Source organism: Amycolatopsis thermophila (assembly GCF_030814215.1).
GTDB classification, from domain to species: domain Bacteria; phylum Actinomycetota; class Actinomycetes; order Mycobacteriales; family Pseudonocardiaceae; genus Amycolatopsis_E; species Amycolatopsis_E thermophila.
The window spans coordinates 1,287,515-1,311,185 of sequence record NZ_JAUSUT010000001.1; the positions used below are offsets into that span (position 1 = coordinate 1,287,515).

Here is a 23,671-nt window from a genome sequence, read left to right on the forward strand (position 1 = left end):
CGAGACTGCGGCCGCGCGTGACGTCAGCCGGTGACGACGGGAGCGGGACGGATCAGCTGGTGGCCTCCTGCAGGGCGACCCCCAGGTCCTTGGCCTCTTCGGCCGACAGCTCGACGACAAGTCGCCCACCGCCCTCGAGCGGAACGCGCATCACGAGGCCCCGCCCCTCCTTAGTCACCTCGAGGGGACCATCTCCGGTCCGGGGCTTCATGGCCGCCATAGCGTGCTCCCTCCGTCTCAACCGGCGCGCCCGGGTCGCGCTCCTCAAGCCAACCGGGTCAGGCCCATTCTCCCTCATCAGGATGGGGGCGCGAACGCGGACCGATCTTTTCGTGTTTGCTTAGGTGCTGGTATCGCCCGACACCCGACATATCAGGAGGACCCTCCGGTGACCACCGAGGACGTGCTGCTCACCGCCGACGCCGACGGCGTGCGCACCGTGACGCTCAACCGCCCCAAGGCCTACAACTCGCTCACGGTCGAGCTGAAGAAGCGCCTGCTGGCCGCGTTGCGCGACGCTTCCGCAGACCCCTCGGTGCGCGCGGTGGTGCTGACCGGGACGGGCAAGGCGTTCTGCGCGGGCCAGGACCTCAAGGAGCACGTCGGGCTGCTGCAGGCGGGCGACCCGGCGCCGCTGCGGACCGTCCAGGACCACTACAACCCGATCGTCCGGGCCATCGTCGAAATGCCCAAACCGGTGATCGCCGCGGTCAACGGGCCGGCCGCGGGTGCGGGAGCCGCCTTCGCCTACGCCGCCGACCTGCGGATCGCCGCGTCGTCGGCGAACTTCCTGATGGCGTTCGCCAACGTCGGATTGGGGCCGGACTCGGGCGCGTCGTGGACGCTGCAGCGGCTGGTCGGCTACGGCCGGGCGGCCGAGCTGATGCTGCTCGCGCGCACGGTCGCGGCCGAGGAGGCGCTGTCGCTGGGCCTGGTCACCGAGGTCGTGCCGGACGAGGAGCTGGCCGGGCGGGCGCAGGCGCTCGCGGCGAAACTCGCCGCCGGGCCGACGGTCAGCTACGCCAAGATCAAGCAGGTCCTGACCGTCGCCGCGGAGGGCAGCCTCGAGGACGCCCTGGCCGCCGAGGACGCCGCGCAGACCGTGCTCGGCTCGACGGCCGACCACCGCGAGGCGGTCGAGGCGTTCGTCGCCAAGCGCAAGCCCGACTTCCAGGGCAAGTAGGTCACGAGGACGCGCGGAAGCAGGTCACCAGGTGGTCGTCGACCATGCCGGTGGCCTGCATCAGCGCGTAGCAGGTGGTCGGGCCGACGAAGGCGAAGCCGCGCTTCTTCAGCGCCTTCGCCATCGCGGTCGACTCCGGCGTGATGGCCGGGACGTCGGCGAGCGTCTTCGGGCGCGGCCGCTTCCCGGTCGGCGCGAACGACCACAGCAGCTCGTCGAGCGGCTGGTCGAGGGCGACCACGGCGCGCGCGTTGGTGATCGCGGCCAGGATCTTCGCCCGGTTCCGCACGATCGACGCGTCGGCCATCAGGCGCTCGACGTCGTCGTCACCGAACTCGGCCACCTTCTCCGGCACGAACCCGGCGAAGGCGTTCCGGAAGCCCGCGCGCTTGCGCAGGATCGTGATCCACGACAGCCCGGACTGGAACGCCTCCAGGCACAGCCGCTCGAACAGCGCGTCCTGCCCGTGCAGCGGCACGCCCCACTCCGTGTCGTGGTACTCGGCGTAGTCCGGGGACGAGTTGCCCCACGGGCAGCGCGCGACCCCGTCGGCCCCCACCAGTTCCGTCATACCTGCCCCACCGAGTAGCTCTCCGCGAACTTCGCGAACCGTTTCAGCGAATACCGCAATCCGAGCACGAACGCCGGCTTCACCACCGGCCACCCCAGCTGCCCGGCCGGCCCGAGCGGCGGCACCAGGCTCTCCGACCAGACGAACGTCGAGGAGTTCGCGCCCTTGGCGTGCACGTGGAAGGCGCCGGTGCCCTTGACGACCCCGCCCAGGTGCCGCACGGTGCACCGCACCGGCGGCTCCCAGCTGGTGATCTCCATCGGGTCGGTGACGCCCACCCCGCGCACGCCGGTGAACGCCGTGAGCTTCGACCCGACGCTGCGCCCGTCGCCCTCGGTGACCTCCACGTGCGTGCCCAGCATCCACTCGTGCTGCCGTTCCCAATCGGTCAGCGCGAGCCAGGTCGTGCCTGCGCTCGCGCGGACGTCCACGGACAGGACCAGGTCGATCATCCCGACGTCTGCCGTTCCGCCTCGAGCTGGGCCACCCGCTCGCGGAGCGTGTCGATCTCGGTGCCCAGACGGCGCATCACCCAGTCCACTTCGGACATCTTGTACCCGCGCAGCACCAGCTGGAAGCGCACCTGGTGCACGTCCTCGCCGGTGATGTCGCGCACCGGCAGGCGCGTCGGCGAGCTGCCCGGCGGCAGCGGCGCGAGCTCCTCGCCGCGGCCGAACACGACAGCGGCCAGCAGGAACACCACCGCCGCCACGAGCAGCATGATCACGAGGTAGATCAGGGCGGTCGTCACATCAAAATCCTGGCACACCGGGCCGCGGTTCGTCCCCCGAGCGGGCCGTGCGCATCGGGGGCCGGTCGGCCACCAGCACGTCGGCATCCCGCGGCACCCAGGCACCCGCCTCCGGCACGAACTGGGTCAGCGTCCCGGAGCCGCCCGCGTCGATCCCGCACCGGGCCAGCGCCGTGCCGAGGATCTGCCGCGCCATGACGCCCAGCTGCAGCAGTGACCGGTTGCGGTGCTTGCGCACCCCGAGGTTGACCTGCGCGAGCCCGTCCATGCCGTAGCGGGCCTCGGCGTCGAGCAGCAGCCCGATCTCCACCCCGTACCCGGCCGCGAAGGGCACCGACTCGAGGAACTCGCGCGTGGCGGCGTACTCGCCGCCGAGCGGCTGGACCACCGACGACAGCGCGGGGCGCAGGGCTGACAGGACCGGCCGCGCGAGCAGCTCGGTGACGCGGCCGCCGCCGGTGCCGGCCTCCGCCGACTCCAGTCGCAGCGGGCGCCGGTAGAAACCCTTGACCAGGTGCACACCCTCGGTGAGCAGCAGCGGGCCGAGCAGCGCGGGCACGAACCCCGGGTCGGGGTCGACGAGATCGGAGTCGAGGAACACGACGAGGTCGCCGGCGGTCGCGGCCAGTGAACGCCACAGCACCTCACCCTTGCCGGGCAGCGGCTCGAGGTGCGGCAGGACGTCCTCGCGGTGCACGACCCGCGCGCCGGCCTCGGCCGCGACCTTGACCGTGGCGTCCGTCGAACCGGAGTCGACGACCACCAGTTCGTCGACGAGCGTGCCGACCAGGGGCCGCACCGAGGCGACCACGTCGCCCACGGTCTCCTCCTCGTCGAGCGCGGGCAGCACCACCGACACGGTGCGGCCCGCTTTCGCCCGAACCAGGTCGGCGGGGTCGAAATCGGGCTCCTGCCACGTGCGCCGCGCGAACCAGCCGGTGTCCATGAGCGCCGATCGTGCCATGCTGGAACCGAAGACGAACTGGAGGGAACCGTGCTTTACCAGCTGATCCGCGTCGTCGCCGTCCCGGTGGTCAAGTTGATCTACCGTCCGGAGGTCCGCGGCGCGGAGAGGGTTCCCGAGCGCGGCCCGGTGCTGCTGGCGCCCAACCACCGCGCGGCCGTCGACACGACGGTGTTGTCGCTGGTCAGCCCGCGCCGGGTGCGGTTCCTGGGCAAGGCGGAGTACTTCACCGGCAAGGGGCTCCGGGGCCGGCTGATGGCCGCCTTCCTCGACGCGCTCGGGTTCGTGCCGGTGGAGCGCGGCAACGCCAAGGCCGGGCTCGCGGCGCTCGAATCGGGCCGCAAGGTGCTCGACGACGGGGGCGTGTTCGGGATCTACCCGGAGGGCACGCGCTCGCTCGACGGGCGGCTGCACCGCGGGCACACCGGCGTCGGGTCGCTGGCGCTGGCGACCGGTGCGAAGGTGGTGCCGGTCGCGCTCACCGGCACCGAGAAGCTGCTGCCGAAGGGGAAGCTGTTCCCGCGACCGGCCAAGGTCACCGTCGAGTTCGGCGAGCCGCTGGACTTCTCCCGCTACGACGGCCTGGACGCCTCGCCCGCGATCCGGCGGGCGGTGACCGACGAGATCATGTACGCGATCGCCGAGCTGTCCGGGCAGGAGTACGTGGACAAGTACCACAAGCGGCCCGGAGAGGCCGCGTAGCCGCTACTGCCACTTGGCGATGCGGGGGGCCTCGTAGGCCGCGAAGGCGTCCAGCAACGCCGCCGGGTCCTCGTGCACGAAGATCAGGTCCCGGTGCTCCGGGCGCAGGAACTTCTCCGTCACCATGTGGTCAATGAACTCGCGGAAGGGGCGGTAGTACCCGGCCACGTCGAGCAGGCCGATCGGCTTGGCGTGCAGTCCCAGCTGGGCCCAGGTCCAGACCTCGGCGAGCTCCTCCAGCGTCCCCGCGCCGCCGGGCAGGGCCAGGAACGCGTCGGCGTACTCGGCCATCTTCGCCTTGCGTTCGTGCATGTCGGCGGTCACCACCAGCTCCGACAGGCCGTGGTGGGCGATCTCGACGCGCTTGAGGTGCTCGGGTATCACGCCGATCACCTCGCCGCCCGCCGACAGCGCGCCGTCGGCGACCGCGCCCATCAGCCCGACGCTCGCGCCCCCGTACACCAGGCCGATTCCCCGCTCGGCGAGCAGCTTGCCCAGTCCGGTCGCGGCGTCGGCGTACACCGGCGAGCCGCCGCCGGACGAACCGCAGAACACACAGATCCGCTTCACCTAGTGCGTGTCCTCCCAGGCCTGGTAGGCCTCCTCGACCTTGGCCACCGCGTCGTCGACGTCGTCGGTCAGGTGCAGCAGCGCCAGGTCCTTGTCGCTGACCTTGCCCTGGGCGTGCACCACGTCCCGGACCCAGTCGTAGAGCCCGCCCCAGTAGGACCGTCCGAAGAGGACCACCGGGAACTTCGTCACCTTCTTGGTCTGGACCAGGGTGAGCGCCTCGAAGAGCTCGTCCAGTGTGCCGAACCCACCGGGCAGGCAGATGAACGCCTGCGCGTACTTGATGAACATCGTCTTGCGGGCGAAGAAATACCGGAAGTTCACCCCGAGATCGACCCACGGGTTCAGGCCCTGCTCGAACGGCAGCTCGATCCCCAGCCCGATGGACAACCCGCCCGCCTCGGACGCGCCCCGGTTGACCGCCTCCATCGCGCCCGGCCCACCGCCGGTGATGACCGCGAAGCCGGCGTTCGCGAGCCCGACGCCGATCTTGCGTCCCAGCTCGTACTCGGGGTGGTCGCGCGGGGTGCGGGCCGAGCCGAACACGGTGACCGCGCGCGGCACCTCGGCCAGCGCGCCGAAACCCTCGACGAACTCGGCCTGGATGCGCATGACCCGCCACGGGTCCGTGTGCACCCAGTCGCTGGGCCCGCGAGCGTCGAGCAGGCGCTGGTCGGTGGTGGTCGACTCGATGCGGCGCTCGCGGCGCAGCACGACCGGGCCCCGCTGCTTCTCCCGCGGGTGCTCGGGATACTCGGACGTTTCGTCCACTTCTTCCCCTGTCACGCCGCCGAGCTTACTGGCCCAGGAAGTTCCGCAGCACGCGCGTGACCTGCCGGATCTCCCGCGCCGCGACGTGCTCCTCGCGCGTGTGCGCGAGCGTCGGGTTCCCGGGGCCGAAGTTCACCGCCGCCATGCCGAGCGCGGCGAACCTCGCGACGTCCGTCCACCCCAGCTTCGCCGCCGCCTCGCCGCCCGCGGCCCGGACCAGTTCCGCCGTCGCCGGGGCGGTCAGGCCGGGCAGCGCACCGGGCGAAAGGTCCACAACGGACAGTTCGTAGCCGTCGAACACCTCGCGCAGGTGCTTTTCGGCCTGTTCGGCGCTGCGGTCCGGGGCGAACCGGAAGTTGACGGCGAGCACCGCCTCGTCCGGCACCACGTTGCCGGCCACCCCGCCGGACACCCGCACCGCCTGCAGGCCCTCGCGGTAGGTCAGCCCGTCGATGTCGACGATCCGCGCCTGGTAGGCCTCCAGCCGCCGCAGCGGCTCGCCGAGCGCGTGGATCGCGTTGACACCCATCCACGCCCGTGCGGTGTGGGCGCGTTTGCCGGACAGGCGCACCTCGACCCGCATGGTGCCCTGGCAGCCGGCCTCGATGACCGCGTTCGACGGTTCGCCGACGATCGCCAGGTCGCCCGCGAGCCAGCCCGGCATCTCCCGCTCGATCCGGCCGAGACCGTTGCGGACCGCCTCGACCTCCTCGTTGTCGTAGAAGACGAAGGTGACGTCGTGACGCGGCTCGGTGACGGTGGCCGCCAGGTGCAGGAACACCGCGTCGCCACCCTTCATGTCGACCGTGCCGAGCCCGTGCAGCACCTCGTCGTCGCCCGAGCCCTCGCGGCGCACCGGCAGGTTGTCGTTGACCGGCACCGTGTCCAGGTGCCCGGCGAGCACCACGCGCGACGGGCGGCCCAGGTTCGTGCGGGCCAGCACGGCGTCGCCGTTGCGCACGACCTCGAGGTGCCCGGCCTGCTCCAGCAGCGCGGTCTCCACCGCGTCGGCGAGCGCCGCCTCCTGCCCGGAGACGCTCCGGACCTCCACCAGTGCGGCGGTCAGGTCCACCGGATCGGCGTGCAGGTCGAGAGTGGTCATGTGCCGACTCTAAGGGGTGTCGTACGGTGAGGACGTGCGCACGTGCAAGCCCCTGATCGCCCTCGGCGCGCTGGCACTCGTGCTGGCCGGCTGCTCGAACGAGGCCGGCCCGACCCCGAAGGGCAGCGTCGGCCAGGCCGACACGCCCTACGCCCTGTCGGTCAAGCTCGACGCGCTCGCCGCGGACCCGTGCTTCCGCGATCCGGCCGGGTCGACGCCGCGCGGGTGCGGCAAGTACGTCACCGAACTGGGCAGCACCCCGGGCCTGGTGCGCGAGCAGGCCGGCACCAGGCACCCGGACCTGGTCGCGCTGGCCGGCGACCTGGAGCGCGGGATCGGCACCTACCGCGACGGCCGGTGCGACACCGTCGCCGATCCCGGCGACCCGTGCACCCCCGCGCTGACCAAGATCGCGGACACCCTGCGCTCCATCAAGCAACTGGTGGACACGGACCTCGTCACCCGCTGAGTTACCGTTGGGGCCGTGAGCGAGCAGAGCCCGAACCCCGAGACCACCGGCGCCCACGGCATCGGCCTGGCCACCGTCACCACCGACGGGACCGTGCTGGACACCTGGTTCCCCCAGCCCAAGCTGGGCGAGCCCGGGACCAGCGGGACCGAGCGGCTGACCCGCGACGAGGCCGCCGAGGTCCTCGGCGAGGCCGCCGCCGCGCTGCTCGGCCCGGACGACGCCCGCGGCGTGGAGGTGGTCGCGGTCCGCACCACCATCGGCACCCTCGCGCAGGCCCCGGTCAGCGCGCACGACGTCTACCTGCGCCTGCACCTGCTGTCGCACCGCCTGGTGCAGCCGCACGGCCAGAGCCTGGACGGCATCTTCGGCCTGCTGGCCAACGTCGTGTGGACCAACCACGGCCCGTGCCCGGTGGAGGGCTTCGAGCAGACCCGCCTGCGGCTGCGGGCGCGCGGGCCGGTGACCGTGTACAGCGTCGACAAGTTCCCGCGCATGGTCGACTACGTGGTGCCGACCGGTGTCCGGATCGGGGACGCCGACCGCGTACGCCTGGGCGCGCACCTGGCGAGCGGCACGACGGTCATGCACGAGGGCTTCGTGAACTTCAACGCCGGCACGCTCGGCGCGTCGATGGTCGAGGGCCGCATCTCGGCCGGTGTGGTCGTGGGCGACGGCACCGACGTGGGCGGCGGGGCGTCGATCATGGGCACGCTGTCCGGTGGCGGAAAGGAGGTCATCTCGCTGGGTGAGCGCTGCCTGATCGGCGCGAACGGCGGGGTCGGCATCTCACTGGGCGACGACTCGGTGGTCGAGGCCGGCCTGTACGTCACGGCCGGGACGAAGGTCGTGGTCGAGGGCAAGACCGTGAAGGCCCGTGAGCTGTCCGGGATCTCCGGCGCGCTGTTCCGGCGGAACTCCGAGACCGGCGCGGTCGAGGCCGTCCCGCGGACCGGTGCCGGGATCGAGCTGAACGAGATGCTGCACGCCAACTGAGCGGGACGTGGATCTCGTTCACCTATCATTCATGCGGTGAGCACCGCTACGCTGCCATCCCGCGTCCTGACCGTGGGCGACCTCGGCCTGCCCGGGACGCCGCTGGCGGCGGGCCGGGGAGACACGCCGGAAGCGCTGCTCCGGGCCCGGATCGACGGGCAGTTGCGGGCATTGCTGGCGTACGAGCCGGGCACGCGGTCCGGCGCCGATCCGGAGGATCTGCACCAGATGCGCGTGGCCGTCCGCCGGCTCCGCAGCGCGCTCAAGCTGCTGGGGCCGGCGGGCGACGACGTGCGGGCCGAGCTGAAGTGGCTCGGCGCCGCTCTGGGCGAGGTGCGTGACCACGACGTGCTGATCGGGCACCTGCGGGCGACGGTCGCGTCGTTCGAGGCGGCCGACCAGCCGGCCGGGGCGCGGCTGGTCCGGATCTTCGTGGCCGAGCGCGCCAAGGCGAAGCGGCGGCTCAACCGCTGCCTGGGCAGCTCGCGGTACACGGCGCTGCTGCGTTCCGCGGCGCGGCTGGTGCTCACCGAGCTGCCGCTGGCCACGGCGGACGGCCCGGTCGTGGTCGACGTCGCCGCCCTGATCCGGAAGCCGTACCGCAAGCTGGTGAAGGCGGTCGCCGCGCTGCCGGCCGACCCGCCCGACGACGAGTTGCACGAGTTGCGGATCTACGGCAAGCGCTTGCGGTACGCCGCGGAGACGGCGAAGTCGGCCGCGCGGAAGAAGGAGATCGCGCAGGTCAAGTCGCTGATCAAGGCAACCAGGCAGCTGCAGGACGTGCTGGGCGACCACCAGGACGCCGTGGTGGCCGCCGCGCGGATGCGGGAGCTGGTCGCCACGGCCGACGAGGCCGCCGTCGGGTTCGTCGCGGGGCGCATCGCGGAGCGCGAACTCCGGCGACGGGCCACCGCGCGGGCGGCATGGCCGGCGGCGCTGTCCACCCTGGACGCGGCGGCGGGGAAGCTCTGCCGCTGAGGGCTGCACCACGCCGCGCGCGGGCATTCTGCACCCAGGTTGCCGCCGCTGAGGGCCGCTGGTGCCTCCTCCGGAAAGGTTGGCGTGGTAGCCGAGCCGAGTCGATCGGCTGGGAGGCTCTCGCCGGAGGTGGCTCCTGGCTGAACTGGATCGAGCCGCGTAGGAAGCCGCGATCGCCGGATACGGCCGGTGGACCCACAAACACGCCCGACCCGAGCACACCGCTTCGCACCCGAATCCAAGATCCGCAGGCGCCGCGGGCGTCCGTCCCGGTGCCCACCGCCGGGCTACCGGCTCAGCGCGCCCACGTACCCGTCCGGTCGCACCACGACCCGCGTCGCGGCGTAGGCCTTGTACGCGTGTCCCTCGACGTCGGTCACGTAGTTGCCCGCCGCGGCCTCCCCCGGGCGCAGCACCGCGTACGCGTGCGGCTCGGCCGGCGCCTCGGCCCCGAAGACGAGTGTTGTCGCGTGGGGGCCCCGGAAGAGGTCGAACAGGCGCACCGCCTTGCCGTCGGCGTCCCGCAACGGCGCGTCCGGCGCCCGGTCCCCCACCGCCAGCCCCGGCTCGTTCGTGGTGCGGTAGCTGATGTTCAGCTGCTGCGTGTCCTCCCCGCGCTCGTGCGCCCGCTCGTCGCCGTCGATGTACCTGCGCATCAGCTCCGACGACAGCCCCAGCACGCCGGCGGCCACGGCGCGGCGCTCGGTCTCGTAGCTGTCCAGCAGCTCGGGCGAACCGCCGGCCAGCTTCCAGCCCAGGTTGTACGCGTCCTGCACCCCGGTGTTCAGCCCCTGCCCGCCGGTGGGCGGGTGGACGTGCGCCGCGTCGCCGGCCAGGAACACCCGGCCGACGCGGAAACGCTTCGCCAGCCGCACGTTCGGCCGCCACACCGTCGACCACGTCATCTCCCGCAGCCGCACCCCGGCGTTCACCGCGTCCAGCTTCGCCTGCAACGTCGCCACCGTCGGCTCGACGTCGTCCTCCCCCAGCGGCGCCCCGAACTGGAACAGGCCGATCCCGGGCAGCGGGCTCATCATCACACCCCGCATCGGGTGCGCCGAGGCCGCGAACCAGTACCCGTACTCCGGATCGAGGTCGGCCGCCACATCGCCCAGCAGCATCCGGACCGACTCGTCGGTGACGCCCTCGAACTCGATCCCCAGCGCCTTCCGCACGAAACTGCGCCCACCGTCCGCGCCGACCAGGTAGTCCGCCCGCACGGTCTCACCGGTCGACAACCGGGCGGTCACACCCGAGGAGTCCTGCGTCAACCCGGTCAGCGCCGCACCCAGTTCGACGTGCACGCCGAACTCGGCGAGCCGGTCGCGCAGGATGCCCTCGGTCTGCGCCTGGCCCAGCATCCGCCCGCTGGGATAGGGCACGTCCGGCGCCGGGTCGCGGAGCTCGGCCATCCGCCGCTCCATCGCGAACCTGCCGTCCAGGTGCACGCGGAACGTCGGCGCGTCCCGGCCCGCCGCCAGCACCGCGTCGATCACGCCGAGGTCGTCGAACACCTCCAGGGTGCGCGGCTGCAGCCCGTCGCCTCGGGAACCGGGGAAGAACCCGGTCGCCTTGTCGACGATCCGCACGCCCACCCCGCGGCGGGCGAGGTCGATGGCCAGCGTCAGCCCGGTCGGCCCGGCTCCCGCGATCAGCACATCCATGACTGAATCTCCATTCACTGAATCTTGATTCATAGTGCGCCTTGCTAGCGTGCCAGTCAAGGAGGTGCCGTGAATCGCAAGGAGAGGGCGGCGGAGACCGAGGCCGCGCTGAAGGCGGCCGCCCAGCGGCTGTTCGCCACGCGCGGCTACCTGAACACCAAGATCACCGACATCACCGCCGAGGCGGGCCGGGCGGCCGGGTCGTTCTACAACCACTTCGCGAGCAAGGAAGAACTGCTCGAGTCACTGCTCGCCGACCTGGAGGAGGCCGGCGACGAGAGCGCCGGCCTGCCCGGGCACAGCCCGGACTTCGCCGACCCGGCCGCGATCCGCTACCACATCGCGGCGTACTGGGGGTTCTACCGCCGGCACGCGGCGACGATCCGCGCGCTGCGCCAGGCCGCGCTGGTGAACGAGGACTTCGCGCGCAAGCTCACCGCGTTCCGCCGCGCGCAGAACGAGGAGCTGACCGGCCACGCCGACTACGTGACCAAGGCGGGCCTGCGGCTGCCCACCACGCCGATCGCGAGCGTGGTGATGATGTCCGCGCTGATCGACAACTTCGTCCAGATGTGGCACGACGGCCAGCCGGACCTCGCCGAGGAGGACGCGATCGACGCCCTCACCCGGTTCGTCTACCGCGGCTTCACCGGCCGCGACTACTGAGACAGGCGCTCGGCCGCGGCCTCGATGCGCTCGTCGGTCGCGGTCAGCGCCACCCGCACGTGCGAGCCGCCCGCCGGACCGTAGAACGTGCCCGGCGCGACGAGGATCCCGCGCTCGGACAGCCACTGCACGGTCTGCCAGGCGTCCTCACCCCGGGTGGCCCACAGGTAGAGCCCGGCCTCGGAGTGGTCGATGCGGAAACCGTTGTCCTGCAACGCCTTCTGCAGCACCAGGCGACGGCGCGCGTAGCGCTCCCGCTGCGTCTCCAGCGCGGCGTCGTCCGCCAGTGCGGCGGTCATCGCCTCCTGCACCGGGCGCGGCACGATCATGCCGGCGTGCTTGCGCACCGCCAGCAGACCGGCGACCAGCTCCGGGTCACCGGTGACGAACCCGGCGCGGTAGCTGGCCAGGTTCGCGGACTTGGACAGCGAGTGCACGGCCAGCAGGTTGTCGTGACGGCCGCCGCACACGGACGGGTGCAGGATCGACACCGGGTCCGCGTCCCAGCCGAGCGCGAGGTAGCACTCGTCGGACACGACGATGACGTCCCGCTCGCGCGCCCACTCGACGATCTCGCGCAGCGCCTGCGCGCCCAGCACGCGACCGGTCGGGTTGGACGGCGAATTCAGCCACAGCAGCGCGGGCGGCTCGGCGAGGCTCCGCGGGTTGTCGCTGCGCAGCACCCCGGCTCCGGCGAGCAGCGCGCCGACCTCGTAGGTCGGGTACGCCAGCTCCGGGATCACCACGGTGTCGCCCGGCTCGGTGCCGAGCAGGCGCGGTAGCCACGCCACCAGCTCCTTGGACCCGATGGTCGGCAGCACCGCCACCGGGTCGACCCCGGTGATGCCGTGCCGGCGGCTCAGCGCCCCGACCGCGGCCGCGCGCAGCTCCGGCGTCCCGTGCGTGGTGGGGTAGCCGGGGATCTCCGAGACCGACGCCAGCGCGGCGCGGATCGAGTCGGGCACCGGGTCGACGGGAGTGCCGACCGAGAGGTCGACCAGGCCGCCGGGGTGCGACTTCGCCCGCGCCGTGGGCTCGGCGAGCGAGTCCCACGGGAAATCGGGCAGACCGGTACCGCCGCGGTTCATTCGCCCTGCGGGGGCAGGTCCTTGATCCACTGCGGATCGTTGCTGGTCTTGCCGACCTTGGAGGCGCCGCCGGGCGAGCCGAGGCTGTCGAAGAAGTCGACGTTGGCCTTGGTGTACTCGGCCCACTCGTCCGGGACGTCGTCCTCGTAGTAGATCGCCTCGACCGGGCACACCGGCTCGCAGGCGCCGCAGTCCACGCACTCGTCGGGGTGGATGTAGAGCATCCGGTCGCCCTCGTAGATGCAGTCGACAGGGCACTCGTCGATGCACGCCTTGTCGAGCACGTCGACGCAGGGCTCGGCGATCACGTACGTCACTGCGGTCTCCTGCTAGGTCAAAGGATCCACTATCACTGCTGGACATTACGCGCCGATGCGGGCGCCTTCCAAAGTAAGGCCACCCTTAATCCGCGCGTACCGAGCACAATGTGAACCGTGGACGCCTTCGAAACGCTCGAGCTGCGCTGTGCCGACGCCTGGCCCGCGGTGAGCACGGACAAGATCGGTGACTGGCGGCTTCGCGCCGCCGGCGGGTTCACCGGCCGGGCCAACAGCGCACTGGCGGTCGGCGACCCGGGGTCGCCGACCGGGAGCGCACTGCGGGGCGTTTGTGACTTCGCCCACGCCCACCGGATCCCGCCCGTCGTCCAGGTGGTCGCCGGGAGCGAGACGGAGCGCGCGATCGCGGCGGCCGGGTGGGTGCCGAACTCCGGGCACGCGGCGGGGCACGTCGTGTCCGTGCTCACCGGACCGCTCGGCGAGGGCGCCGACGAGGTGCCCGTGCTGGCTTCGCCGACCGGGGGGTGGTGGGAGCTGACCGTGGGACGGCCCGAGCCGACCGACGCGGAGCGGCACGTGCTGACCACCGGGGAGATCGGCTACGCGCTCGCCGACGTGATGGGTGTCACGGCGGGCGCGGTGCGGGCGGCGGTCGTCGACGACGTGCTGCACATCGCCCGGCTCGCGGTCCGGCCCGGGTACCGCCGCCGCGGCCTGGCCTCGGCGTTGATGGCCGCGTGCGGGCCGTGGGCCGCCGAGCGCGGCGCGACGCGGACCGTGCTCCAGGTCGCCGTGGAGAACGCCGGCGCGCTGGCGTTCTACGACCGGCTCGGGTTCACCGAACACCACAGGTACCGGTACTGGGTCCCCGGGCCCGGCGCGTGCGAGGATCGCTCGCTGTGAAGGTTGTCGTACTTGTCGGCGGGGTCGGCGGCGCCCGCTTCCTGCTCGGAGTCAAAGCCGCTCTGAACCTGCCCCCGGTCGGCCCCGGGGAATCCCCGCACGAGGTCACCGCGGTGGTCAACACCGGCGACGACGTGTGGATGCACGGCCTGCGGATCAGCCCGGACCTGGACACCTGCATGTACACGCTCGGCGGCGGCATCGACACCGAGCGCGGCTGGGGGCACCAGGGCGAGACGTGGGTGGTGAAGGAGGAGCTGGCGGCCTACGGCGCCGAGCCGACCTGGTTCGGTCTCGGCGACAAGGACATCGCCACCCACCTGATCCGCACGCGCATGCTGCGCGCCGGCTACCCGCTGTCCGCGGTCACCGAGGCGCTGTGCGACCGGTGGCAGCCGGGTGTGCGGCTGCTGCCGATGAGCGACGACCGGGTCGAGACCCACGTCGTGATCGACGACCCGGACGAGGCCGGCAACCGCAAGGCGATCCACTTCCAGGAGTGGTGGGTGCGCTACCGCGCGGAGCCGGTGGCGCACTCGATCGTGCCGGTCGGCGTCGAGGAGGCCAAGCCCGCGCCGGGCGTGCTGGACGCGATCGCCGAGGCCGACGCCGTCCTGTTCGCACCGTCCAATCCGGTCGTCTCGGTCGGGACGGTGCTGGCCGTGCCCGGCGTGAAGGAGGCGCTGCGCAAGACCGCGGCCGGGGTGGTCGGCGTGTCGCCGATCATCAGCGGCAAGCCGGTGCGCGGCATGGCCGACGCGTGCCTGTCCGCGATCGGGGTGGAGACGTCGGCGGAGGCCGTCGGCATCCACTACGGGTCGCGGCAGACGTCGGAGGACGGCCTGCTCGACGGGTGGCTGGTCGCCGAGGGCGAGACCGTGCACGTGCCGGGCGTCGCGGTGCGCGCGGTTCCGCTGCTGATGTCCGATGTGGACGCGACAGCGGCGATGGCGCGGGCCGCGCTGGAACTCGCGGGAGCCGAAGTTGAGTGACCATTCCGCCGCGCGCCTGGAGGTCCTGCCGGTCGAGGGCCTGCCGGAGTTCCGGCCGGGCGACGACCTGACCGGCGCGATCGCCGCGGCCGCGCCCTGGCTGCGCTCCGGTGACGTCCTCGTGGTCACGAGCAAGGTCGTGTCGAAGATCGAGGGACGGCTGGTGCGCGTGCCCAGCGACCCGGAGGCCCGCGACGCGGCCCGGCGCGAGCTGGTCGAGCAGGAGTCGGTGCGCGTGCTGGCCCGGTTCAACCGGACCCTGATCACGCAGAACCGGATCGGGATCGTGCAGGCTGCGTCCGGTGTGGACGCGTCCAATGTGGCCGGTGATGAGATCGCCCTGCTGCCCGCCGACCCGGACGCCTCCGCGCTGGCGCTGCGCAACGGACTGCGGGAGCGGCTGGGCGTCGAGGTCGCGGTCGTCATCACCGACACGATGGGCCGGGCGTGGCGGGTCGGGCAGACCGACCAGGCGATCGGCGCCAGCGGGATCCGGGTGCTGCACTCCTACGAGGGCGAGGTCGACCCCCAGGGCAACGAGCTGCAGGTCACCGAGATCGCGGTGGCCGACGAGATCGCCGCGGCCGCGGATCTGGTGAAGGGCAAGCTGACGGCGACACCGGTCGCCGTGGTGCGCGGGCTGGAGCCGGTCGACGACGGGTCGACGGCGCGCAAGCTGGTACGGCCGTCCGAAGAGGACATGTTCTCGCTCGGCACCCGGGAGGCGATCGCGCGGGGCCGCCGGGAGGCGGTGCTGGTGCGCCGGTCGGTGCGGTCGTTCACGGACGAGCCGGTCGATCCCGAGGCGGTGCGCCGCGCGATCGGCGCCGGGCTGACCGCGCCCGCCCCCCACCACACGCGGCCGGTGCGGTTCGTGTGGCTGCGCGACCGCGGGTTGCGGACGAAGCTGCTCGAGGCGATGCGCGAGGCGTGGCGGGCCGACCTGTCCGGCGACGCGTTCACCGAGGAGCAGATCGCCCGGCGCGTGGCGCGCGGGGACATCCTGTTCGACGCGCCGGAGGTCGTGATCCCGTTCCTGGTGCCCGAGGGCATGCACACCTACCCGGACGAGCGGCGCAACGCCTGCGAGCGGACGATGTTCACGGTCGCCGGTGGCGCCGCGGTGCAGGGTCTGCTGGTCGCGCTCGCGGCGGAGGACCTGGGGTCGTGCTGGATCGGGTCGACGATCTTCGCCGCGGACGTGGTGCGCGAGGTGCTGGGGCTGGAGCCGTCGTGGCAGCCGCTGGGTGCGGTCGCGATCGGGCACCCGGTTTCGGCCGCCCCGCCGCGCGAGCCGGTGAGCGACGGGCTGGTCGAGCTGTGAGCCTGCACGCGGATGCCGTGGCGACGCTGGAGAAGTGGCAGCCGGGGACGTCCGGTCAGGAGGCGCTGCGGCACGCGTTCCTGGGTTTCCTCGCCGCGCGGGACGACGCCTGTCAGCGGTCGTGCGCGGCCGGGCACCTCACGGCGTCGGCCGTGGTGCTGGACGCTTCGCGGTCGCGGGTGTTGCTGACGTTGCACCCGCGGGTGGGGCGGTGGTTGCAGCTGGGCGGACATTGCGAGGCTTCCGACGTGTCGCTGGCCGCGGCGGCCCTGCGGGAGGCGTCGGAGGAGTCCGGGATGAGCGGGCTGAGGATCTCGCCGGAGCCGGTGCACCTGGACGTGCACCCGATCACGTGCTCGCTGGGCGTGCCGACGCGGCACTTCGACGTGCGGTTCGTGGTGGTGGCGCCGGACGGTGCGTCGCCGGTGCGCAGCGACGAGTCGGACGACCTGCGGTGGTGGCCGCTGACCGCGCTGCCGCCCGGGTCGGAGGAGCTGACCGAGTTGATCGCGGCGGCGTGCGAATGATCGTCTCGGTGGATCCGTCGTCGGGGGTGCCGCCGTTCGAGCAGGTGCGGTCGGGGCTGGCGCGGCAGATCAACGCCGGCACGCTGGCGGTGGGCACGAAGCTGCCGACGGTGCGCGGGCTGGCGGAGGAACTGGGCATCGCGCCGAACACGATCGCGCGCGCCTACCGCGAACTGGAGGAGGCTGGCCTGATCGAAACGCGCGGCCGGGCGGGTTCGTTCGTGGCCTCCTCCGGCGACGAGTCGCTGAGCCGGGCCCGTGAAGCGGCGGAGACGTACGCGGCGGTGACGCGGGCGCTGGGCGTTTCCGCGGACGAGGCGCTGAAGATCGTGCGCGCGGCGCTGAACCACGCGGACCGCTGACCGAGCTCGCCCGTAGCCCACCGCGCCGGCTGGGCCGGCGCCCGCGCCGGGCCTCACATCGCGCGGTAGTCGCGCGGCGAGAACCTCGGCCCGAACCTCGGGCGCGAGAAGCCGGCCGCCTCCAGGTACCGCACCGCGCGCTGCCGCTGCGGCGCGTAGGGCGCCAGCACCTCCGCCATGCCCTCGTCGTCCAGCGGCGTGCCCAGCAGCGCGTACCCGACCACCGCCGGGATGTGGAAGTCCCCGAAGCTGACCGCGTCCGGGTCGCCCCAGGCGCGCTGCGCGACCTCCGCCGCGGTCCACACCCCGATGCCCGGCACCTTCCGCAGCCAGGCGCGCCCCTCGGCGCCCCGAAGCGAAGCCGCCTTCTCCAGCCGGTGCGCGACCTGCGCCGAGAAGATCAGGGCCTTGCGCCGGCTGTGGTCCACGCCCGCGCGGTGCCACGTCCAGTCCGGTATGGACATGATCGCCTTCGGCGTGGGCGGCACCCGCATCCCCTCCGGCGCCGGGCCGGGCGCGGGCTCGCCGAACCACCGGCACAGCTCGCGCCACGACCGCCGCGCCTCGTAGCCGGTGACCTTCTGCTCCAGCACCGCCGGCACCAGCGCGTCCCACACCCGCCCGGTCGCGCCCAGGCGCAGCCCCGGCATGCGGCGCCGCACCTGGGCGACCTGGTCGTGGTGGGAGACGAACCCACTGTCGTCGTCCTCGGCGCCGACCAGCGCCGGCACGCCGTCGAGCAGCCGTTCCGCGCCCGGGCCCCACGCGGCGGCCTCGATCTCCCCGTCGGGGAACCGGCGCAGCGCCAGGGTTCCCGGTCCGTCCGCGGTGTTGCCGGTCAGCCACGTCGTGCCCGACTCGTCCGCGCGCAGGCACGGGTCGCCCTTGCCGCGCCGGTGCGGACGCAAGACCGCATCGAGGTCGAGGGGGAACGGCGGGCGGTACCGCATCAGGCGTCGCTGGAAAACCGGATCGAACCGTCGGGCAGGGTCACGTCCGGCCACACCCGCGCACCGTCGAGCAGCTCGCACCCGGCGCCGACGACCGCGCCGTCACCGAGGACGACGCCCCTGAGCACCGCGCCCTTGCCGACGCGCGCGCCCACACCCAGCACGGAGTTCTCCACAACGGCATTCTCCGCCACGGTTACCCGGTCGAACAGCACCGACCCCGAAATCCGCGCGCCGGAGGCGACGTGCGACCCGGCGCCGACGGTCGATCCGCCCGTGACGACCGCGTCCGCGGCGACGTCCGCGCCCTCCAGCACCAGGGCCTCCCCGGGCGCGCCCGGCAGCGCCGAGGTGGGGGCGTGCCCGCGCACCAGGTCCGCGCTGCCGCGCACGAACGCCTCCGGGGTGCCGACGTCGAGCCAGTAGGAGGCGTCGACGAACCCGTGCAGGTGCGCGCCGCCCTCCAGCAGGCCGGGGAACGTCTCGCGTTCCACCGACACGCGACGGCCGGCCGGGATGGACTCCAGCACCGGGCGGCGGAAGACGTAGCAGCCGGCGTTGATCTGGTCGGTCGGCGGGTCGGGGGTCTTCTCCAGGAACGCGGTGACGCGGCCGTCGGCGTCGGTCGGCACCGAGCCGAAGCGGCTCGGGTCCTCGACGCGCTGCAGGTGCAGGGTGACGTCCGCGTTCGTGTCCAGATGGGTCTGGACCAGTGCCCGCAGGTCGGCGCCGGAGAGGATGTCGCCGTTGAAGATGACGGCGTGGTCGGCGCGCAGGTGGCCGGCCACGTTGCGGATGGCGCCGCCGGTGTCCAGCGGCTCGTCCTCGACGACGTACTCGAGTTCCAGCCCCAGCGACGCGCCGTCACCGAAGTGTTCCTCGAACACCTCGGCGCGATAGGACGTGCCGAGCACCACGTGCCGGATCCCCGCCGCGCGGATGCGGGACAGCAGGTGGGTCAGGAACGGCACGCCCGCGGTGGGCAGCATCGGTTTCGGGGCGGACAGGGTCAACGGCCGCAGGCGGGTTCCCTTGCCGCCCACGAGCACAACGGCATCGACATCAAGTTCCGATGTCACGTCAAGATCCTTCCCGTTATCACGCACCGGCGGGCGACAAACCGCGGGAAACAATGACGGCGACGGCCCGGAGGCCCTACCCTAGACAGCACACGGAGGGCCCCGTCCGGAGAGGGCCCACGTCGAGTCGGGAGGCCGAGGGGATGGACCCCCGCGATCGAGCGGACGCTCTGCTGGCCAGGGCACAGTCCCGGGGCGCGTTCGTGGTGACACCGGACGCCGCGGTTTCGCCGATGGACGCTTCGAGCACGCAGCAGATCCCCAGATCGGTCGTCGACCGGATCGACGAGCAGGACCCGGACACGACAGCCGTCGTGCCGTCGTCGGTGATCGAATCCGTGCAGGGCAGCATCGCCGCCGAAGCCAAGCCGGACACGCGGGTCGGGATGGCGCCGGTGCAGCCGGAGGAAGAGGTCGACGGCCTGGTCCCGACCACCAAGACGCAGACCGGGACGTCCGACTTCGCGCGGCGGCTGGAAGGGCTGTAGCCCCGGCTACTTGCCCCGCGTTTCGAACGTCAGCCTCAGCCGGAGGCCGAGCTTGACCGCGGCCAGCACCGGTTTCCACAGCAGGCCGCGGTGGCGGTCGGCGAGGTAGCGGTAAGCGCTCTCGTGGTGCGCGGCCAGCATCTTCTTGGGCGCGCGGGACGTGGCCTTGCCGCCGATGTGCGTGACCGCCGCCGAGGGCACGTAGACGTTGAGCCAGCCGGCGCGGCCGATGCGGTCGCCGAGGTCGACGTCCTCGAAGTACATGAAGTAGCGGGTGTCGAAGCCGTCGACGGAGTCCCACGCCTCGCGGCGGATGAGCTGGCAGGAGCCGGACAGCCAGCCGGACGTGCGTTCGGCCGGGGCGGCGTGTTCCTGGCGGTAGGCGCGGGTCCACGGGTTGGCCGGCCAGACCTTGCCGAAGACGGCGTGGCCGATGCCGCGGCCGAGCGAGGGCAGCAGGCGGGCAGAGGGGTAGACGGTGCCGTCTGGGTCGCGGATCAGCGGCCCGAACGCGCCGCCGCGCGGCCAGCGCTGACCGGCCTCGACGAGGGTGTCGAGCGAGCCGGGTTCCCATTCGAGGTCCGGGTTGGCGATGACGATCCAGCCGTAGCGGTCGTCGAGGGTCGCCACGCCGCGGTTGGCGCCGCCGCCGTAGCCGAGGTTCTGGCCGATGCGCAGGACATGGGTGTTCTTCCGCTGCTCGGCCCGGTCGAGGGCGTCGTCGGTCGAGTCGTTGTCGGCGACGACGACGTGGATGTCGCGCGTGGTCGCCTTTTCGAGGCTGTCGAGGAAGCGATCGAGGTCCTCGCCGGGGAAGTACGTCACGACAACCACGGCGACCCCGTCGCCGTAACGGCTCGGCTCGGTCACGGGCGCCATTGTGCCCCGACTACCGAACGCGACGGGACGGGCACCCCTCGATGGTCAACCGCGGCGGTCCGCTACCAGGCAATCACCCGGCTACGTCTCGGCGAGTATATGACCGCGCGAACGCGGAAGACCGAGGAGCAGGACCGGCAACGCTGCCCCGGGGAAGCGGTCAGGGATCTGGTCGCCTGCCACGCTCAGCGGGTCGACGGGGGCATCGCGCCATCGACTACACCCCGCCCGGCCGAACGCCGTCCAACGAGCTACTGCTCCCGCTTGTGCAGGTGCCACGCCTTGGCGTACACCTCGCGGTGCTTCTCCGCGCTCGTGGCCCACGAGAACTCCTTCGCGCGGCGCTGGGCGGCCGAGGCGAGCGAAGCGCGCCGTGCGGGGTCGTCCAGCAGCTCGCCGAGCGCCACGGCCACGTCGCCGGGCCCGACGCCGCAGTAGGCGACCGCGTCGCCGCCCACCTCGGGCAGCGACAGGCGCCGGGTGGTCAGCACGCACGCCCCGCACGCCATCGCCTCCAGGACCGGCAACCCGAAGCCCTCCCCGAGGCTCGGGTAGGCCACCAGCTCCGCCCCGCCCAGGAACCCGGCCAGCGTGTCGAACGGCAGGTACCCGGCCCGGATCACCCGCAGCCGCAACGGCGCCGCCGCCAGTGCCTTCTCCACCTGCGTGTCCCAGCCCGGCTGACCGGCCAGCACCAGCGCCGGCGGGTCTGGCCGGTGCTCCACCGCCTTCACGAAACCCCGGATCAACGCCGGCACGTTCTTCCGCGGCTCCAGCGCCCCCAGGAAGGCCACGTAAGGCGTCCGCTCGAGCCCGATCGCCGCGCGCGCCGCCCGCACTTCTTCCGGTGCCGGCGGGTGGAACCGCTCCACGTCGACCCCGTGCTCGATGATCTCCAGCCGCCGCGCCCGCGCCACGCGCGCCAACTCCGACGCGGTCGCCTTCGACGGCACCACGCACAGGGTGGCCCGGCGGAGCGCGGTGCGCGTCCAGCCGCGGAAGAACCGCGCCTTCACCGAGGAGTGCAGCACCGCGTCGGTGAAGAAGGTCGCGTCGTGCAGCGTCACCACCGAGGCCGCCGGCCCGGCCAGCGGCATCGTGTAATGCGGCGAATGCACCACATCCACCCCGAGCCGCCGCGCCAGCGATGGCAGCGTGGTCTGCTCCCAGATCAACCGCGCGGTGCGCGTCGCGGTGGACTGGACCGCCGGGACGACCCGCGAGTGCGGTGCCAGCCGGTCGAAGAGCCGGAAGTCGCGCGGCTGGCACACGACGGTGATGGGCGCGCCGTCGTCGTCCAGCGCCGCCACCAGCGAGTCCACGTAACGACCGACCCCGCCCCGGTCCGCGGGCACGGCGGTGGCATCGATCAGGACGCTGGGTTCGCCTCTTCCCACTCGTGCAGGGTACGGCTGATCGACACCACCGTGGTCGGGAACTCACGAAGTGGCGGGTTCGTGAACGGCCCACACGGCTTCCGCCGCCCGCGCCCACGAGAACGACGCCGCACGCGCCCGTCCGCGACTCACCAGGTCAGCGGCCCGTTCCGGGTCGGACAGCACACCGTTCAAGGCCGCCGCCAGCGCCGCGGCGTCCCCGCGCGGCACCCGCACCCCCGCTCCCCCGGCGACCTCGACCAGCGCTGGAGCGTCCGAGTGCACCACCGGTACCCCCGCCGCCATCGCCTCCAGCAGCGGTAGCCCGAACCCCTCCGCGAGGCTCGGCACCGCGAGCACGGACGCCCGCCGCAGGACCGCCGCGAGCGCATCGTCGTCCAACCGCCCGAGCACCCGCACGTCCGCGCGGTCGCCGGCCATCGCGACGGGGTCCAGACCACCCCAGCCGGGCTGCCCGGCCAGCACCAGCGGAACGCCGACCCGCGCCATCGCCGAGATCAGCACGTCGATGCCCTTGCGCGGCTCGAGCGTCCCGACCGCCAGGACGTACCGCGCCGGGACGTCCACTTCGGGCAGGTCGTCGCGCGTGAACACCGACGCGACCCCGTGCCCGGCCACCGTGACCGGCGCCCGCACCGGAACGCGCTTCGCCAGGTCGTCCGCGACGGCCCGCGTCGGCACCACCAGCCCCGTCGCACGCCGGGCGGCCCGCGCGATCACCGCCCGGTGCCAGCGCACCCCGCGCGGCGTCAGCGTTTCCGGATGCGTCCACGGCACCGTGTCGTGGACGGTCACCGACAGCGTGCGCCCCTTCGGCACGCGCGCCGGGGCCAGCGGCGTCGGCGCGTGCACCGCGTCCCCACCCGGCCAGTACGGCACGCCGGCCTGCCAGGCCGCGATCAGCGCCCGCGGCGGCAGCGGCAGCGTCCGCGCGCCCGGCAACCCCCGCTTGTGCCGCGCGGTGACGCTGGACACCGTCCACCCGGCCGGCGCGGTCTCGGCCAGCGCGCGCACCAACTCGGCGGTGTAGCGGCCCGTCCCGCCGGGGACGGGCGCGAGCAGTTGCTCGGCGATGACCACGAGTTCCGGCACGACCCGTATTCTTCCCGCGTGCCGATCCGCAGCACCGTCGTGGTGGTCACCTGGCGCGGTGCCGCGCACATCACCGCCTGCCTGGACGCCGTCGCCGCGCAGACCCGCCCGCACCGGCTGCTGGTGGTCGACAACGCCTCCGACGACGGCACGGCCGCCCTCCTGGCCCGGCACCCGTCCACGCCGGAGACGATCCGCCTCCCCCGCAACACCGGGTACGCCGGCGCCATGGCCCGCGCGCTGTCCGAAGTGGACACCGAGTTCATGGTGTGGCTGAACGACGACGCCACCCCGGCCGCGGACTGGCTCGCCGAGCTGGAGGACAACCTGGGCGAAGCCGCGGCCGCCACGTCCCGCCTCGAGTACGCCGACGGCCAGGTCCAGTCCCTCGGTGTCGGCCTCACCGCGGACGGGCACGGCCGGGACGTCACGACCACACCGGCGTTCGGCTTCTGCGGCGGGGCGGCGCTGATCCGCACGGAGATCCTGCGCGCAGCCGGCGGCGTCCCGGCGGGCTTCTTCTGCTACTACGAGGACACCGACACCGCCTGGCGGCTGCGGCTCGCGGGCCACGACATCGTGACGGTTCCCAGTGCCCGTGTCACACACCGCCACGGCGCCAGCACGCGACCCGGTTCGGACAGCTTCCACCGCTGGAACGAACGCAACCGCCTGCTGACCCTGCTCCGCTGCGCACCGGCCGCGGTCGCCGCGCGCGAACTGGCGCGGTTCGCCGTCCTCACCGCGCTGCTGCCGCTGCGCCGCGGCGTGCCCGAAGCGCCCAATTTCCGCGTCGGCCTGCGGTGCCGGGTACTGGGCGAGATCATCGTCCGGCTGCCCGCCACGCTCGCCGCGCGGAAGTCGATCACGCGCCGCTCGACGGTCGGCCGAGGCGCGGTCTGGGCGGCCTGGACCTCCCGATAGT

29 protein-coding genes are annotated in these 23,671 nt (G+C 73.0%); 13 read left to right on the plus strand and 16 right to left on the minus strand.

Annotation, left to right across the window (positions count from 1 at the left end; all coding sequences use genetic code 11):
• Positions 1-52 precede the first annotated feature (52 nt).
• Entirely contained in the window at positions 53-220 is a 168-nt protein-coding gene (locus tag FB470_RS06360) for a DUF3117 domain-containing protein (protein WP_081617745.1), read from the minus strand.
• Positions 221-388: 168 nt separating this feature from the next.
• Here FB470_RS06360 and FB470_RS06365 point away from each other — a divergent pair, with 168 nt between their 5' ends.
• Entirely contained in the window at positions 389-1,183 is a 795-nt protein-coding gene (locus FB470_RS06365; protein WP_306989504.1) for an enoyl-CoA hydratase-related protein, read from the plus strand.
• A 1-nt stretch (position 1,184) separates the two neighbouring features.
• Here FB470_RS06365 and FB470_RS06370 read toward each other — a convergent pair whose 3' ends face one another.
• From FB470_RS06370 to FB470_RS06385, 4 genes are read right to left on the minus strand one after another with little or no spacing between them, the layout of a single operon-like run.
• Positions 1,185-1,754 (minus strand): DNA-3-methyladenine glycosylase I, encoded by a 570-nt coding sequence (locus FB470_RS06370; protein ID WP_306989505.1) that lies wholly within the window; start codon positions 1,752-1,754, stop codon positions 1,185-1,187.
• Positions 1,751-2,206 (minus strand): SRPBCC family protein, encoded by a 456-nt coding sequence (locus tag FB470_RS06375; RefSeq protein WP_306989507.1) that lies wholly within the window; start codon positions 2,204-2,206, stop codon positions 1,751-1,753. Before FB470_RS06375 ends, FB470_RS06370 begins: the two co-directional genes overlap by 4 nt.
• Positions 2,203-2,505 (minus strand): DivIVA domain-containing protein, encoded by a 303-nt coding sequence (locus FB470_RS06380; protein WP_306989508.1) that lies wholly within the window; start codon positions 2,503-2,505, stop codon positions 2,203-2,205. The genes FB470_RS06375 and FB470_RS06380 overlap by 4 nt, the downstream gene beginning before the upstream one ends.
• 1 nt (position 2,506) lies before the next feature.
• Positions 2,507-3,451 (minus strand): glucosyl-3-phosphoglycerate synthase, encoded by a 945-nt coding sequence (locus tag FB470_RS06385; RefSeq protein ID WP_306999082.1) that lies wholly within the window; start codon positions 3,449-3,451, stop codon positions 2,507-2,509.
• Between the two features lie 48 nt (positions 3,452-3,499).
• Here FB470_RS06385 and FB470_RS06390 point away from each other — a divergent pair, with 48 nt between their 5' ends.
• Positions 3,500-4,171, plus strand: a complete 672-nt coding sequence (locus FB470_RS06390; RefSeq protein ID WP_306989510.1) for a lysophospholipid acyltransferase family protein — start codon at positions 3,500-3,502, stop codon at positions 4,169-4,171.
• Between the two features lie 3 nt (positions 4,172-4,174).
• Here the strand turns inward: FB470_RS06390 and FB470_RS06395 are convergent, their stop codons facing one another.
• The 3 genes from FB470_RS06395 to dapE are packed head-to-tail and all read right to left on the minus strand — an operon-like array spanning position 4,175 to position 6,614.
• A complete protein-coding gene (locus FB470_RS06395; RefSeq protein ID WP_306989513.1) occupies positions 4,175-4,741 on the minus strand; it encodes an LOG family protein in 567 nt (188 codons plus the stop codon).
• The gene (locus FB470_RS06400) at positions 4,742-5,512 is read right to left on the minus strand and encodes an LOG family protein (RefSeq protein ID WP_306999084.1); all 771 of its coding nucleotides are present in this window, start codon (positions 5,510-5,512) and stop codon (positions 4,742-4,744) included.
• A gap of 25 nt (positions 5,513-5,537) precedes the next feature.
• Positions 5,538-6,614: a succinyl-diaminopimelate desuccinylase gene (dapE, locus tag FB470_RS06405; protein WP_306989515.1), complete on the minus strand. Its 1,077-nt coding sequence runs from the start codon at positions 6,612-6,614 to the stop codon at positions 5,538-5,540.
• 34 nt (positions 6,615-6,648) lie between these two features.
• Here dapE and FB470_RS06410 point away from each other — a divergent pair, with 34 nt between their 5' ends.
• Genes FB470_RS06410 through FB470_RS06420 form a run of 3 tightly spaced genes read left to right on the plus strand, consistent with a single transcriptional unit; the run spans position 6,649 to position 9,057 of the window.
• Complete coding sequence (locus tag FB470_RS06410) at positions 6,649-7,083, plus strand: hypothetical protein (protein ID WP_306989517.1); 435 nt, start codon at positions 6,649-6,651, stop codon at positions 7,081-7,083.
• Between the two features lie 15 nt (positions 7,084-7,098).
• A complete protein-coding gene (gene dapD, locus FB470_RS06415; protein ID WP_306989519.1) occupies positions 7,099-8,079 on the plus strand; it encodes a 2,3,4,5-tetrahydropyridine-2,6-dicarboxylate N-succinyltransferase in 981 nt (326 codons plus the stop codon).
• Between the two features lie 36 nt (positions 8,080-8,115).
• Positions 8,116-9,057, plus strand: a complete 942-nt coding sequence (locus FB470_RS06420) for a CHAD domain-containing protein (RefSeq protein WP_306989521.1) — start codon at positions 8,116-8,118, stop codon at positions 9,055-9,057.
• 287 nt (positions 9,058-9,344) lie between these two features.
• Here the strand turns inward: FB470_RS06420 and FB470_RS06425 are convergent, their stop codons facing one another.
• Complete coding sequence (locus FB470_RS06425; RefSeq protein WP_306989523.1) at positions 9,345-10,721, minus strand: FAD-dependent monooxygenase; 1,377 nt, start codon at positions 10,719-10,721, stop codon at positions 9,345-9,347.
• Between the two features lie 69 nt (positions 10,722-10,790).
• On the opposite strand from FB470_RS06425, the gene FB470_RS06430 reads away from it, so the two are divergent.
• Positions 10,791-11,387, plus strand: coding sequence for a TetR/AcrR family transcriptional regulator (locus tag FB470_RS06430; RefSeq protein ID WP_306989525.1), 597 nt, complete (start codon positions 10,791-10,793; stop codon positions 11,385-11,387).
• Here FB470_RS06430 and dapC read toward each other — a convergent pair.
• On the minus strand, positions 11,381-12,475 hold the full coding sequence (gene dapC, locus FB470_RS06435; protein WP_306989527.1) for a succinyldiaminopimelate transaminase: 1,095 nt from the start codon (positions 12,473-12,475) through the stop codon (positions 11,381-11,383). The two genes, FB470_RS06430 and dapC, sit on opposite strands and share 7 nt — an antisense overlap.
• Positions 12,472-12,792 (minus strand): ferredoxin, encoded by a 321-nt coding sequence (fdxA, locus tag FB470_RS06440; protein WP_020420964.1) that lies wholly within the window; start codon positions 12,790-12,792, stop codon positions 12,472-12,474. Before fdxA ends, dapC begins: the two co-directional genes overlap by 4 nt.
• 117 nt (positions 12,793-12,909) lie before the next feature.
• Here fdxA and FB470_RS06445 point away from each other — a divergent pair, with 117 nt between their 5' ends.
• The 5 genes from FB470_RS06445 to FB470_RS06465 are packed head-to-tail and all read left to right on the plus strand — an operon-like array spanning position 12,910 to position 16,861.
• Positions 12,910-13,656, plus strand: coding sequence for a GNAT family N-acetyltransferase (locus FB470_RS06445; protein ID WP_306989531.1), 747 nt, complete (start codon positions 12,910-12,912; stop codon positions 13,654-13,656).
• Positions 13,653-14,648, plus strand: coding sequence for a 2-phospho-L-lactate transferase (gene cofD / locus FB470_RS06450; protein ID WP_306989533.1), 996 nt, complete (start codon positions 13,653-13,655; stop codon positions 14,646-14,648). The genes FB470_RS06445 and cofD overlap by 4 nt, the downstream gene beginning before the upstream one ends.
• Complete coding sequence (locus tag FB470_RS06455; protein WP_306989535.1) at positions 14,641-15,972, plus strand: coenzyme F420-0:L-glutamate ligase; 1,332 nt, start codon at positions 14,641-14,643, stop codon at positions 15,970-15,972. The genes cofD and FB470_RS06455 overlap by 8 nt, the downstream gene beginning before the upstream one ends.
• Positions 15,969-16,499, plus strand: a complete 531-nt coding sequence (locus tag FB470_RS06460; RefSeq protein WP_306989537.1) for an NUDIX hydrolase — start codon at positions 15,969-15,971, stop codon at positions 16,497-16,499. Before FB470_RS06455 ends, FB470_RS06460 begins: the two co-directional genes overlap by 4 nt.
• Entirely contained in the window at positions 16,496-16,861 is a 366-nt protein-coding gene (locus FB470_RS06465; RefSeq protein WP_306999086.1) for a GntR family transcriptional regulator, read from the plus strand. The genes FB470_RS06460 and FB470_RS06465 overlap by 4 nt, the downstream gene beginning before the upstream one ends.
• 53 nt (positions 16,862-16,914) lie before the next feature.
• Here the strand turns inward: FB470_RS06465 and FB470_RS06470 are convergent, their stop codons facing one another.
• Positions 16,915-17,811 carry a DNA-3-methyladenine glycosylase family protein gene (locus FB470_RS06470; protein ID WP_306989539.1) on the minus strand — a complete coding sequence of 299 codons (897 nt, stop codon included), beginning with the start codon at positions 17,809-17,811 and terminating at the stop codon, positions 16,915-16,917.
• Positions 17,811-18,890: a mannose-1-phosphate guanylyltransferase gene (gene manB, locus FB470_RS06475; protein ID WP_306989541.1), complete on the minus strand. Its 1,080-nt coding sequence runs from the start codon at positions 18,888-18,890 to the stop codon at positions 17,811-17,813. Before manB ends, FB470_RS06470 begins: the two co-directional genes overlap by 1 nt.
• 143 nt (positions 18,891-19,033) lie before the next feature.
• Between manB and FB470_RS06480 the strand changes: the two genes are divergently transcribed.
• A complete protein-coding gene (locus FB470_RS06480; protein WP_306989542.1) occupies positions 19,034-19,378 on the plus strand; it encodes a hypothetical protein in 345 nt (114 codons plus the stop codon).
• Positions 19,379-19,384: 6 nt separating this feature from the next.
• Here the strand turns inward: FB470_RS06480 and FB470_RS06485 are convergent, their stop codons facing one another.
• From FB470_RS06485 to FB470_RS06495, 3 genes are all read right to left on the minus strand, one after another.
• On the minus strand, positions 19,385-20,257 hold the full coding sequence (locus FB470_RS06485) for a glycosyltransferase family 2 protein (protein WP_306989545.1): 873 nt from the start codon (positions 20,255-20,257) through the stop codon (positions 19,385-19,387).
• Between the two features lie 251 nt (positions 20,258-20,508).
• Entirely contained in the window at positions 20,509-21,654 is a 1,146-nt protein-coding gene (locus FB470_RS06490) for a glycosyltransferase family 4 protein (RefSeq protein ID WP_306989547.1), read from the minus strand.
• A 42-nt stretch (positions 21,655-21,696) separates the two neighbouring features.
• On the minus strand, positions 21,697-22,746 hold the full coding sequence (locus tag FB470_RS06495; protein WP_306989548.1) for a glycosyltransferase family 4 protein: 1,050 nt from the start codon (positions 22,744-22,746) through the stop codon (positions 21,697-21,699).
• An 18-nt stretch (positions 22,747-22,764) separates the two neighbouring features.
• Here FB470_RS06495 and FB470_RS06500 point away from each other — a divergent pair, with 18 nt between their 5' ends.
• Entirely contained in the window at positions 22,765-23,670 is a 906-nt protein-coding gene (locus FB470_RS06500; protein WP_306989549.1) for a glycosyltransferase family 2 protein, read from the plus strand.
• Position 23,671: the final 1 nt, after the last annotated feature.